The organism is Rickettsiella grylli, assembly GCF_000168295.1.
GTDB classification, from domain to species: Bacteria; Pseudomonadota; Gammaproteobacteria; order Diplorickettsiales; family Diplorickettsiaceae; genus Aquirickettsiella; species Aquirickettsiella grylli.
Genome location: NZ_AAQJ02000001.1, coordinates 1068734 through 1083098 on the forward strand (window position 1 = coordinate 1068734; position 14365 = coordinate 1083098).

Sequence of the window (14365 nt, forward strand, 5' to 3'; positions counted from 1 at the left end):
ACCTTTTTATAAACTTTTAACTATCAGCCGAACCGGAAATGGGCAAAAGCTTGGTTAGCCTTAGCCATACGGTGTGTATCTTCTCGTTTCTTCACGGCAATGCCTTTATTATCATAAGCATCCAAAATTTCAGCCGATAAGCGTTGCGCCATCGTTTTTTCACTACGCTGATTAGCCGCTAATTTTAGCCAGCGCATTGCTAAAGCAGTACGCCGCGATGGACGCACCTCTACTGGAATCTGATACGTTGAACCACCGACCCGCCGCGCTCTCACTTCTACATTGGGCCTGATATTGTCTAGCGCCTGATCAAAAACGTCAAGCAACGTAGCCGCATCTAAATCTTGCTGCTTATTCTGATTATTTTCCCCGCTCGCTCCTTCCGCTTTCTTAGACTTCTCTTTTAATCGGAGATTCAACCACTCTAAAGCGCCATAAACGATTTTCTCTGCAACCGCTTTTTTACCATTTTTCATTACGGAATTAATGAACTTACTGAGTAACTCACTTTTAAATTTTGGGTCAGGCAGAATAACCCTTTTTGCTGCAACACGTCTTCTTGGCATAATTTCAAATTCCTAACTAGTTCATTTACTTATCTTTAGGCCTTTTAGCGCCATATTTAGAACGCCCTTGTTTTCGACCTGATACGCCTGAAGCATCCAAGGCGCCACGTACGACGTGATACCTTACACCAGGCAAATCCTTAACCCGTCCGCCGCGCATCAAAATAACCGAGTGTTCCTGAAGATTATGGCCTTCACCACCAATATACGTCGTCACTTCCATCCCGTTCGTTAAACGTACCCGAGCCACTTTACGTAAAGCAGAATTAGGTTTTTTAGGCGTAACGGTATAGACACGCGTGCACACACCCCGTTTTTGAGGACAACTGCTCAAAGCAGGAACCATTGATTTAACGCGTCTTTGCACACGCGGCTTTCGTACTAATTGATTAATTGTGGCCATGTAATCTCTTTGCTTAAAAATGTGGCTTAAATTTACTCTAAATACTTTAAATACTTTCTTTTTTTAGTGCATAATAAACGATAGTTGCGCGCTGCACTAACTTTTTAGATGTCACAGTATGATCAAAAAACTCTTTTCTTCATCAGATGAAGAGGGGCGAGATTGTAAAGAGACCACTTCAAGATGTCAAGTATCCCTACTGCTTTTTAAGCTATTTTTCATCTTAATTTTTTATTTTATTCCGTATCTTTTCTAGACTTCTCTCTGAACGAATCAAAAGAAAGCCAACAATAGCTATCCACACGAAATACTATTAATTAATGTCGTGAGTCGACTGTTCGGTTATACACCTCTTTTATAATGATGCGACGCTATTCGTTGCTATTTCTTATGGCCATTCATGATTTACCGAGATTCATGCGAACGAATATTCAAAAAATCATTCTGGAATTCTCTCTCATTATCCTTTTTAGACGCCCATTTATCCGTGCCCTCTGGTTTCTGAAAAAAAATCGAATTCGCTTTTATGAGCCATTTTTCATCTAACACTGAACATGATTTTTTAAATCGTTCATCAAAGTGGCGTTTAATAGCGATGAGAAGCGATTGTATAAAGCCTATAAACACTTCAAGGAAATTTAGTTCTTTTAAGAAAATAGATTTGAACGGTTCATTAAAACAGTCTACGCTCGCGTTTTGAATCTTGACGTCGAGTTGATAACCCCTGTTTTTAACGCTATCGAACTTCAACCCAATACAAGAATACGTTTGAAGGATGAGCGCCTCATTCTTCAATAATTGGGCACTTTCGCCATTCGAATTTTTTTTCTTTTTAGCATAACCAATCTCTTCAATTTGTATACTTTTACTTTTATCCAACCAAGAAAGATTAACGTGAACATCAAGGTGATCAAGACACAGAGAGTGATGGTATTTATTCATTGTTTGAAGACTGAGCGTTGAAAAGGCCTGTAAAAAACCTTCTTGATGAAAAGCGTATAAAACTAGGATCTCATAATATTTTTTTAGTGTCTCTTCTTGTATTTCTTGAAGTAAATGAATTCCAATAAATCGAGATAAATCATTTTCGTTTTCAAAGGGTTGATGTTTTCGTAGTGTTGCGACACTTTTTCCATTGATAAAATAGTGCGTCCAATTTTGATTCCAATCACCTACTGTGGAATGGGGATCTATTGTAAGCTTTTGTGTTTTATCTTTTATATCGCGTAGACCCTCCTTTAAAATTTTGTGATAAAAAAAGGGCTTATCGCTCATTTTTTTGGCTTTCAGCTTATTTAAGCTGGCTAACTGAGTCTCGCGCAAGACCTTATTTTTATCCAATTTAAGATCAAAGGGAAGAAAATAAATCGATCTCATTAACCCTTGAGCACCCGGTGCGTTTTCAAAAGCAATGTGTTGTTGATGGCCTGAGTTTAAAACTTCTTTTAAGAGCGTTAGATAATCTTCCCTATCTTGTTTATTGTCTTGGTAATGGGGAAATTTTTTTTTCTGTTGATAATAAATCGCTGCGGCATCCGCCGCAGCGGCAGCACCTCCTGTGCGATCTTTTCCACTTTTACACGCTAACCAGACGATCCCATTTAAGCAATTGACAAGAACTATCTCAGCAATACTTCTTAGTTGTGGTTTATGGCGTTCATCCAGGCTCAAAACACCTTGGCCATTTGGAATAGAAAGTAAAGTTTGTAAAGCGTCTAGCAGTAAAACTATATTTTTATCTAAAAATACTTTTCGATCGACCGTTAATAAATTTTTAATACACCTGATTATAAATAAATTATGGTTAGCGATCTTTGCTCCATTTTCACAGAGCGTAAGTCTTTCTATCAATTCGCTGAGCTGAGTATCCAATTCTAAATGCGCCCAGGACGCTAAAAGTTGAGGCAGCCTTTTATTGTCCCATTGATTATTGTTTCTGAAATAATGATGTGTTAACTGAGAATACGTTAAATAACGTGCAATAACGCCCAGCAATAACGCTGTATTTAATTCATTATGCGTATTTTGAAGCGAGTAAGCTTCCAGATGACGCAAGACATTCAGCGGATGATTGGTTGACAACAAGGTTATTTTAAGTGGTCTATAGTGTTTATATTGAACCGTTTTATTCTCTTTGGTCATTAATCCCCATTTGTTTAAAAAATCTTTATAATAAAGTTGTTTCTTTTTCTCGCGCTCTTCTGGGGTGAAAAAAAGGAATGTGCTGTTATCCGCTTGGATTAATTCATCTGGATTTGCTAACGCGTTTTGAAATAAACGGATTGCTTTTTCTTTAAGCGTATAAATATTCGTATCATTATCGCTCGCATCACTCATCAATCTCGCTTTTAGATGCGCTGCTTTTCCAGGTGATAGAAAAGATTGTGTTAAAATAATAATTTCCCCTAGTGAGTTATACGTCTTTTGACTTTCTCTTTTTTCTATACTTTGTCTGATCTGAGAGGCAATATTTAAGCAAGTTATGCGGAATTGCTCGTTCTTGGCCTTTTTCTCTTTCAATAAATCAATAGGCACTTGCGTGGCATGCCGAAAATAAGTGAGCACGTTTTTATTATTCATTTGACAGTGATGAAAAGAGGCATTTGCAAGACCTGGAATATGGCGTAGTGCAGCAGGAATAGAACACGTAGAAAGCACAGCGCGGTTATCGTTTATAAAATTTTGTTGCCACGCTTTGAGGGATTGAAACCAAAAATTATCATGATTTAAATAATCGAGGCCCAATAATTCCTGATCATAGACTGGTCTTTCGCTGAAAGTGATCCCATCATTTAGCGTATCATCCTCTTTTTTTACGGGGAGGAAAAATTGGGTTTCATAGCATTGACGTCCTTTTAACCACACTGCATAACGTTCAGCTTCAAGTAACGCTTGATAGGGATTTTCTAATTGAGTATGGGTCATCAGAATTCTTGTAAATTCACCCAACAAACTTTCCAAGTTCTTTTTCGCTATTTTAAAAGAAACAGTCTCATTTTTAAGCGCATTAGCGTAGTTTTTATAAAGGACTTCGACCTGTTTACCAATTAAATCTAATCGTGCTGAAAAAATAGTCGCTTGTTTCCATTCCTGCTCCGTTAAATAATTGACGAGCAGTAACATTCCCGATTTATACGAAGCACCTCGGAGATTAAAATTTTTGTAAACGCTGAAATTTCTATTTTGCATACAGAAAGAATCATCAAGACTTCATTGGAGTTTAGTAAAACATAAAACCATTAACAAAGAATGAAGACTGCCGGATCTAAAAAATAGCGATTAATTATTGAATTTTTAGGAAACTGAAAATAACAAGGAAGAATGAATTTCAGAAATTCATTCTTCCTTGCAACACGTTATTATTATTGACGAACGCCAAAACAATTATGATTTCTTATCTTCTTTCGGTTCAGAGAGCGCCTGACTCAGCGCTTGTTCTACATCGCTTGCTGTCATTTGTGGCGTCGTCGACGCATTTAAGCGTTGCTGTCTTGCTAATAGGTTGGCAGCCCGTTGACGGCGTACTTCCGCATGATAAGCAAAACCTGTACCCGCCGGGATCAAACGGCCTACAATGACGTTTTCTTTTAAGCCTTTTAATTCATCGCGTTTTCCAGTGACCGCAGCCTCTGTGAGTACACGCGTTGTTTCTTGAAATGACGCGGCTGAAATAAAAGAATCCGTTGCTAAAGATGCTTTAGTAATACCCAGCAATACGGCTTCGAAACGCGCAGGCAATTTATTTTCAGCGAGTAATTTCTTATTTTCTTCTTTAACACGAGATTCTTCTAATTGTTCTCCTTTTAAAAATTTACTTTCACCTGCATCCAAAATATTGACTTTACGCAACATCTGACGAACAATCACTTCGATGTGTTTATCATTGATTTTCACGCCTTGCAAACGATAAACTTCCTGCACTTCACTCACAATATAATTCGTTAGCGCATTGATCCCTAATAAACGTAAGATATCGTGGGGATTTAAGGGTCCGTCAGCGACTATCTCGCCTCGCTCGACATGTTCACCCTCAAACACAGTGACATGACGCCATTTAGGAATAAGCGCTTCAAATATTTCACCACTATTCCCCGTAATCACTAAACGCCGCTTCCCTTTCGTTTCTTTACCAAAACTAATAATACCGGAAATTTCTGCTAAAATAGCAGGCTCTTTGGGCTTACGTGCCTCAAAAAGATCCGCGACACGCGGCAACCCTCCCGTAATATCCCGCGTTTTTGAGGTTTCTTGTGGAATACGCGCGACAATGTCACCCACACCGACAGCAGCACCATCTTCTAAACTCAAAATAGCATTAATGGGTAAGAAATAATGTGCAGGCAGACGCGTACCGGGTAAAAAGAGATCATTGCCTTCTTTATCCGTCAGCCGAACCATAGGGCGTAATTCTTTTCCGCCCGAGCCGCGTTGTTTGGAATCCATCACCACAATATTCGTTAAACCGGTCAGCTCATCCGTTTGTCGATTCATGGTGATCCCATCAATGAGATCGATAAACTTAACATAACCGGCGACTTCAGTCACAACAGGATGCGTATGTGGGTCCCATTGAGCAATTAATTGACCCGGTACTACTTCAGTATCATCCGCAACTTTAATAGTCGCTCCATAAGGTAATTTATAACGTTCCCTTTCACGACCTTGCGGATCTAATAAGGTTAACTCTCCTGAACGCGAAACAGTGACATAATGCCCATCATTATGTTTAACCAGTTTAATATTATGTAATTTAATACGGCCTTTAGACTTTACTTGAATATGATTTGCTAAAGCAACCTGCGAAGCCGCACCACCAATATGGAAGGTACGCATGGTTAACTGGGTACCGGGTTCACCTATCGATTGCGCCGCAATAACACCCACCGATTCACCAATACCGACTAAGTGACCACGTGCCAAATCACGGCCATAACAGGCAGCACAGATCCCATATTTGGCTTCGCACGTAATCGGTGAACGGACATTCACTTGATCGACTGCACGTTCCTCTAAGATATTAACCCAATTTTCATCTAATAAAATCCCTTTGTTGACGACAACATCATCGCTACCGGGCAAGCTCACATCTTCCGCCAAAACACGGCCTAACACCCGCTCGCGTAAGGGGACCATAATTTCCCCCCCTTCAATATGGGGTGTAATGACGATACCCAAGGTCGTTCCACAATCATCCTCTGTCACAACCATATCTTGTGCAACATCCACTAAACGTCGCGTTAAATAACCCGAATTAGCGGTTTTTAACGCGGTATCCGCTAAACCTTTACGCGCGCCGTGCGTCGAAATAAAATATTGTAATACGTCTAACCCTTCACGGAAGTTCGCCGTAATGGGAGTCTCAATAATCGTGCCATCCGGTTTGGTCATCAATCCCCGCATACCCGCTAACTGACGCATTTGTGCAGGCGAACCACGAGCACCCGAATCAGCCATCATGTATACAGGATTAAACGATTCTTGTGATACGATTGAACCATCCGCCGCTTTGACGTGTTCGGTCGCTAGCTTTTCCATCATTGCTTTCGCAACATGGTCATTTGTACGCGACCAAATATCAACCACTTTATTATAGCGCTCCCCTTGGGTCACTAAGCCTGAGGCGTATTGCAATTCAATTTCTTTTACTTCAGTTTCAGCGCTTGAAATAATCGTTGCTTTATTTTCAGGAATAATTAAATCTTCTATTCCAACGGAAATACCCGCACGAGTCGCATAGCTGAAACCGGTATACATTAATTTATCCGCAAAAATAACAGTTGCTTTCAAACCTAAACGCCGATAGCATTCATTGATAAGGCTTAAGATCGCTTTTTTATTCAGTGTCTTGTTAATTAAAGCAAACGGTAAACCATCGGGTAAGGTCTCACGTAACAAAGCGCGGCCGACGGTCGTATTGACCAATTGTACCGTTTCTTTACGATCGCCCTTCGCATCGAATAATACTTCCGTTATTCTCACTTTAATCTTGGCGTGCAAATCCGCATAACCCGCATCATATAACTGGCGCACATCATTCAGATCAGAACAAACGAGACCTTCACCTTTCGCATTAATTTTTTCACGTGTTAAATAATAAAGCCCTAATACCACATCCTGCGTAGGAAGAATGATGGGTTCTCCATTGGCCGGCGATAAAATGTTGTTTGTTGACATCATTAACGTTCGTGCTTCGAGCTGTGCTTCGATCGTTAATGGCACATGCACCGCCATTTGATCGCCGTCAAAGTCCGCGTTATATGCCGTACAAACAAGAGGATGTAACTGAATTGCCTTACCTTCAACTAAAATAGGCTCGAAGGCTTGAATACCTAAACGGTGCAATGTCGGCGCTCGATTTAATAAAACCGGGTGTTCTCGAATCACATCCTCAAGTATATCCCATACTTCAGGTGATTCATTTTCGACCATTTTCTTGGCCGCTTTAATCGTAGACGCTAGCCCCCGAAATTGTAATTTACTTAAAATAAAAGGTTTAAATAGCTCTAAGGCCATTTTCTTCGGCAGACCACATTGATGTAGCTTTAAGGTAGGACCAACGACGATAACGGAACGACCGGAGTAATCAACGCGCTTACCGAGTAAATTTTGTCTAAATCGACCTTGTTTACCCTTGATCATATCCGCTAAAGATTTCAGCGGCCGTTTATTACTTCCCGTAATCGCACGACCACGACGACCATTGTCTAATAAAGCATCGACCGACTCTTGCAGCATTCGCTTTTCGTTACGGACAATAATATCGGGAGCATTCAGATCGAGTAAGCGTTTTAAACGGTTATTACGATTAATGACTCGACGGTAAAGATCATTGAGATCGGACGTTGCAAAACGTCCCCCGTCTAAAGGAACTAATGGGCGTAAATCAGGTGGCAAAACCGGCAAAACAGTCAATATCATCCATTCAGGTTTGTTACCGGATTGTTCAAATCCTTCCAATAACTTTAAGCGTTTAGAGAATTTTTTTAACTTGGTCTCTGAGTTTGTATTAGGGATTTCTTCTCGTAACGTATTAATTTCTTCTTTCAAATTTAAAGTAATCAATAATTGTTGTATGGCTTCGGCGCCCATACGTGCATCAAATTCGTCACCGTGTTCTTCGATAGCTTCTAAGTATTGTTCATCCGTTAAAAGCTGACCGCGTTCTAATGTCGTCATACCGGGTTCTATAACGACAAACGCCTCAAAATAGAGAACCCGTTCGATATCACGCAATGTCATATCCAGTAATAAACCGATACGGGAGGGTAACGACTTTAAAAACCAAATATGTGCCACTGGACTGGCTAATTCCACATGACCCATCCGTTCACGTCGCACTTTCGTGAGCGCTACTTCTACACCGCATTTTTCACAAATAACGCCCCGATGCTTCAGTCTTTTGTATTTGCCACATAAACATTCGTAATCCTTAATCGGTCCAAAAATCTTTGCACAAAATAACCCATCTCTTTCGGGTTTGAAGGTACGATAATTAATCGTCTCTGGTTTTTTGACTTCACCATAAGACCAAGTGCGAATCATTTCAGGCGAAGCTAACGAGATACGAATATTATCAAATTCATCTAAATAATCTTCTTGTTTGAGTATTCCTAATAAATCCGACATTAATGGCTTATCCGCCAGAGTTTTCATTCTTTCATTGATTGAACTGGATTCAATCGCCTCTGCCATACTGACTAAGTTTTCAGGGGGCGACTGGGACTCCAATGGTCCAGAAGATAGCGACGCTGTTGATTCGGTTTTTTTGGTCATTTCTGCTTCAGACGCAGCATGTTCTTGTATTGACTTTACGGTATCTGCTTTATCTGCTTTTGGTTTAGTAGCCAAGGTTACACTCTCCACTTCAGATTAATCTTTAGTTTCTAATTCTGCGTTTATGGCCAAGGAGCGTATTTCCTTGACTAATACGTTAAAGGATTCGGGCATACCTGCTTCCATTTGGTGATCGCCATCAACAATATTTTTATACATCTTTGTCCGACCGGACACATCATCTGATTTGACGGTTAACATCTCTTGTAAAGTATACGCGGCCCCGTAAGCTTCTAACGCCCAAACCTCCATTTCACCAAATCGTTGACCACCAAATTGAGCTTTACCGCCCAAAGGTTGTTGCGTCACTAAGCTATAAGAGCCTGTCGATCGCGCATGCATTTTATCATCAACTAAGTGGTTCAACTTCAGCATGTACATATAACCGAGTGTAACTGGCCGCTCAAAGCGCTCCCCCGTTCGACCATCATAGAGTACTGTTTGACCTGATTCCGGAAAATCCGCCAAACGTAACATCCGTTTAATTTCGGCTTCAGTGACTCCATCGAAAACAGGGGTTGCCATCGGCACGCCCTGTCGTAGATTTTCCGCAAGCTCTAAAATAGATGCATCCGATAATTTATCGAGATTTACTTTTTGTGCCGTTTCTTTATTATCGTTATAAATAGCACTTAAGAAATGTTTAATTTCTTTAATGCTTTTTTGAGCATCAAGCATTTTTGCAATCTTGTTGCCCAACCCTTTTGCGGCCCATCCTAAATGCGTTTCAAGCACTTGGCCGACATTCATCCGTGAAGGGACACCTAAAGGATTAAGTACGATATCAACGGGCGTACCATCTTCCATGTACGGCATATCTTCGACCGGAATAATCGTCGATATAACGCCTTTATTACCATGCCGCCCCGCCATCTTATCGCCCGGTTGAATACACCGTTTAATCGCTAAATAAACTTTAACAATTTTAAGTATTCCCGGTGCTAAATCATCGCCTTGCGTTAGTTTTTTTCGTTTGTTTTCAAACTTTTCATCCAATGCAAGGCGGGCATCAGCTAATTGCTTAGCGACCGCTTCCAACTGTTGATTAACCGTTTCATCACGTAAACTAATAGAAAACCATTGATCTTTCGTTAAGCTTTGTAAATACGTTAAAGTAATTTTAGAACCCGACTTTAATTTATTAGGCCCACTACTGGCTGTAGCGCCCACTAATAAAACTTCCAGTCGTTGATAACAATCATTTTCTAGAATTCTAAATTCGTCATATAAATCCTTTTTAATTTTATCTAAAGCCATTTCTTCAATACTTAACGCACGCTTATCTTTTTCTAATCCATCTCGTGTAAATACTTGAACATCAATGACCGTACCCCGCATCCCTGAGGGAACGCGTAACGAAGTATCCTTAACATCAGATGCTTTTTCCCCAAATATCGCACGCAATAATTTTTCTTCCGGTGTTAGCTGTGTTTCACCTTTTGGCGTCACTTTTCCAACTAATATGTCACCTGCTTCCACCCAAGCACCTAAATGTACAATACCTGACTTATCTAACTTAGAAAGTGCACTTTCCCCAACATTAGGAATATCGGAAGAAACCTCTTCGGAACCTAATTTAGTATCCCGTGCAATACAGGTTAATTCTTCGATATGTATTGTGGTAAAACAATCTTCAGAAACGATACGCTCTGAAATAAGAATAGAATCTTCAAAGTTATACCCGTTCCAGGGCATAAAGGCGACAAGCAAATTACGTCCTAATGCTAATTCACCTAAGTCCGTTGAAGGACCGTCAGCCAGAACATCGTCTTTTTTAATCTTATCGCCTTTTTTTACTAACGGTCGCTGATTAATACAGGTGTTTTGATTAGAACGTGTATATTTTGTTAAATTATAAATATCAACACCTGCGGTACCTGCAAGTGCTTCTTCATCATCAACGCGTACGACAATACGACCCGCATCCACTGAATCAATAATACCACCTCGTTTAGCCACCATAACGACGCCCGAGTCAACGGCGACTTTTCGTTCCATACCGGTGCCCACTAAAGGTTTTTCCGTACGCAAGGTAGGAACGGCTTGGCGTTGCATATTTGAGCCCATCAACGCTCGATTGGCATCATCATGCTCTAAAAAAGGGATCAATGAAGCGGCCACCGAAACAACTTGTGCCGGCGAAATATCCATATAGTTCACCTTATCCGCTGTCGTTAGCATGGATTCATTACGATGACGACAAGGGATTAAATCATCAATTAATTTTCCATGGCTATCCAGTCGTGTATTCGCTTGCGCAATGACATATTTTCCCTCTTCTATTGCGGATAAATATTGAATGGTTTGAGTGACTTTACCATTTTCAACTTTGCGATAAGGCGTTTCAAGGAATCCGTAATCATTTGTTCTGGCATAAACGGCTAACGAATTGATTAAACCGATATTAGGGCCTTCTGGTGTTTCAATGGGACAGACTCGACCATAATGGGTGGGGTGCACATCGCGAACCTCAAAACCTGCTCGCTCACGCGTTAAACCACCCGGACCCAAAGCAGAAACTCGTCGTTTATGCGTAATTTCTGAAAGCGGATTGACTTGATCCATAAATTGTGACAATTGGCTTGATCCAAAAAATTCTTTGATAGCCGCTGAGATAGGCTTGGCATTAATCAAATCTTGCGGCATTAAATTTTCAGATTCAGCAACACTTAAACGATCTCTAACTGCGCGTTCAACGCGCACTAAACCAATACGAAATTGATTTTCAGCCATTTCACCGACACTTCGTACTCGACGGTTTCCTAAATGATCGATATCATCGACATCACCCTTACCATTTCGAATTTCGATTAATTCTCGTAATACACCGACAATATCATCTTTCGTTAACGTGCCGGAGCCCGTAATCTCCTCTCGCCCTAAACGTCGGTTAAACTTCATCCGGCCTACGGAGGACAAATCGTAACGATCGGAAACAAAAAATAAATTTTTAAATAAAGCTTCTGCTGCTTCCTTCGTTGGTGGCTCACCCGGCCGCATCATGCGATAAATTTCAACAAGCGCTTCTTGCTGATTATGACTTGGATCAATGCGTAGCGTTGTTGAGATATAAGCCCCTGAATCTAAATCATTCGTGTATAAGGTTTCTATTTTTTCTACTCGCGCTTCTATTAATTTTTTTATAATGTCCGCGGTCAGTTCTGCGTTGGCATCCACTAAAATTTCACCCGTTTCTGTATTAACGACGGGTTTTGCCAATGTTTTACCGATCAAATAATCGATGGGCAGCTCTAATTGTTTAATTTTCGCTTTTTCTATTTCGCGAATTTGTCGAACGGCAATCCGTCGACCTTGTTCAACAATCACTTTGCCCGCTGCATTTTTAATATCAAAACTCGCAATTTCTCCCCGTAAGCGCTCGGGGACTAAATCTAAAACAGCATTTTCACCTTTTAAATAAAAAACATTGTTATTAAAAAACAAGGCTAAAATTTCTTCTGATGTATAACCTAAAGCACGCAAAAGAATAGTCGCTGCTAATTTACGACGTCTATCAATACGAACAAATAAATTATCTTTCGGATCAAATTCAAAATCTAACCAGGAGCCCCGGTAAGGAATAATTCGTGCAGCATAAAGCAACTTACCTGAAGAATGGGTTTTCCCTTTATCATGTTCAAAAAATACGCCCGGTGAGCGATGTAATTGTGAAACAACCACGCGATCAGTACCATTAATAACAAAACTTCCTGTATCTGTCATTAAAGGCAACTCGCCCATGTAGACTTCTTGCTCTTTAATATACTTGATCTTGGTTGAGCCCGGAACAGCCTCTTTATCATAAATAACTAAACGCATTTTAACGCGTAAAGGCGCGCCATAGGTTAATCCCCGTGCTTGACATTCCTTAACGTCAAAAGAGGGTTGACCAATTCGATAGTTAATATATTCCAACGTCGCTTCACCACTGGCGTAAGAAGAAATAGGAAATATAGATTTAAAGGCTGCATTAAGTCCTTTATCTTCTAACGCATCCGGTGAGGTATCTAATTGTAAAAATCGATGATAAGACTCAATTTGCGTCGCTAATAAATAAGGCGCTTCCATTATGGTTGCTTGTTTACCAAAATTTTTCCGAATACGTTTTTTTTCGGTAAATGAATAAGAAGAATTTGCTTGCTCTGTTGTCGGGGATGTCCGAGTTACCATCTAAAGTTCACCTAGTTAGAAACAAGAATAAAAAACCGCCACCCTACGGGTTTAGTTTGTGCTGGGATTAGCCGCATATATTTTAAATATAAAATGTTCAGCGTAAACATTCATTCGTCACATCATAAAGAATGCCTAGATTAAAGCTAGGCATTCTTTTATTGGTATCGTGTTATTTCATTTCAGCCGTAGCGCCTGCTTCTTTAAGCTTAGCGACCAGGGCTTCAGCATCTGCTTTCGATAATCCTTCTTTGATCACTGCTTTCGGTGCAGATTCAACTAAGTCTTTCGCTTCTTTTAAACCAAGACCCGTCACTTCTCGGACTGCTTTAATCACACTAATCTTATTAGCGCCCACCTCTTTCAGTTCCACATTAAATTCAGTTTTTTCTTCGGCCACAGCGGCAGCTGCACCAGGCGCAGGCGCCGCTGCAACCGTTGCTGCGGCTGCAGAAACCTCAAATTTCTCTTCCATGCGCTTAATTAAATCAACAATTTCCATAACACTCATATTAGAAATTGTATTTAATATATCATCTTTTGTTTTACCTTCTGCACTCATAGTTATCACTCCAAAAAAATAAAAACTTTAATTACACGTTTACGCAGCAGCACGTTGCTGTTTTTCACGGATAGCATCCAATGTTCGTACGAGTTTGGCGTGTGGTTCAGCCAGCGTACGCACTAATTTAGTGATTGGCGCTTTTATAACGGCCATCAATGTCGCAATCGCTTCATTACGGGTTGGAAGATTTGCAAGTTTTTCGAGTTCATTTACAGCGAGTAATTGACCATCAAAGGCAACCGCTTTAACGATTAATTTTTCATTTTGCTTAATAAATGACTGTATGAGCCGCGCAGCTGCACCAGGCTCTTGTTGAGAAAATGCCAACAGTAAAGGACCTACGAGCGTATCTTGTAAGCATGCAAAGCCAGTACCCGCTAAAGCACGCCGCGCCAGCGTATTACGTACCACACGTAAATAAACGCCAGAACCTCTTGCTTGCACGCGTAATTGGCTCATTTCCCTGACACTTAAACCACGGTACTCCGCTGTTACTGCCGATAATGCATTTTTTGCAACCTCTCCAACTTCCGCAACAATGGCCTGTTTATCTTCAAGTCTTAATGTCACGTTAGTCTTCTCCTCATCATTATTGTTTCAACCATTGATGAATGGTTGAAGGCTTGGTGGCCAAAAGGGTCACCGTCTGCGTAGGTAAAATTAAGCACCACGTATTTTATTCACTCAATATTATTAGATGCACCTACGGTCTCCGACAGTTAGAGGGAAAGCCCTTTAACTGCGAATTCTTTTCCACTGATATATATCGAGTGGAGGGTAGTCCTTCTATCCTAAATACCTTAAATAGTCAAGATAAAAATTCATTTT

The 14365-nt window shown here is 40.5% G+C and carries 7 protein-coding genes; all 7 read right to left on the reverse strand.

All coding sequences use genetic code 11. The features are described 5' to 3' along the window. Positions 1-23 precede the first annotated feature (23 nt). Complete coding sequence (gene rpsG / locus RICGR_RS05020) at positions 24-566, reverse strand: 30S ribosomal protein S7 (protein ID WP_006035287.1); 543 nt, start codon at positions 564-566, stop codon at positions 24-26. Positions 567-591: 25 nt separating this feature from the next. Further along, positions 592-969, reverse strand: coding sequence for a 30S ribosomal protein S12 (rpsL, locus tag RICGR_RS05025; RefSeq protein ID WP_006035912.1), 378 nt, complete (start codon positions 967-969; stop codon positions 592-594). 405 nt (positions 970-1374) lie between these two features. After that, positions 1375-4092 (reverse strand): hypothetical protein, encoded by a 2718-nt coding sequence (locus tag RICGR_RS05030; RefSeq protein WP_006035012.1) that lies wholly within the window; start codon positions 4090-4092, stop codon positions 1375-1377. A gap of 261 nt (positions 4093-4353) precedes the next feature. Continuing rightward, entirely contained in the window at positions 4354-8595 is a 4242-nt protein-coding gene (rpoC, locus tag RICGR_RS05035; RefSeq protein ID WP_040615562.1) for a DNA-directed RNA polymerase subunit beta', read from the reverse strand. A 243-nt stretch (positions 8596-8838) separates the two neighbouring features. After that, entirely contained in the window at positions 8839-12972 is a 4134-nt protein-coding gene (gene rpoB, locus RICGR_RS05040) for a DNA-directed RNA polymerase subunit beta (protein WP_006035663.1), read from the reverse strand. A 172-nt stretch (positions 12973-13144) separates the two neighbouring features. After that, positions 13145-13534, reverse strand: a complete 390-nt coding sequence (gene rplL / locus RICGR_RS05045; protein WP_006034691.1) for a 50S ribosomal protein L7/L12 — start codon at positions 13532-13534, stop codon at positions 13145-13147. Between the two features lie 39 nt (positions 13535-13573). Next, a complete protein-coding gene (gene rplJ / locus RICGR_RS05050; protein WP_006035472.1) occupies positions 13574-14107 on the reverse strand; it encodes a 50S ribosomal protein L10 in 534 nt (177 codons plus the stop codon). Between the last annotated feature and the right edge of the window lie 258 nt (positions 14108-14365).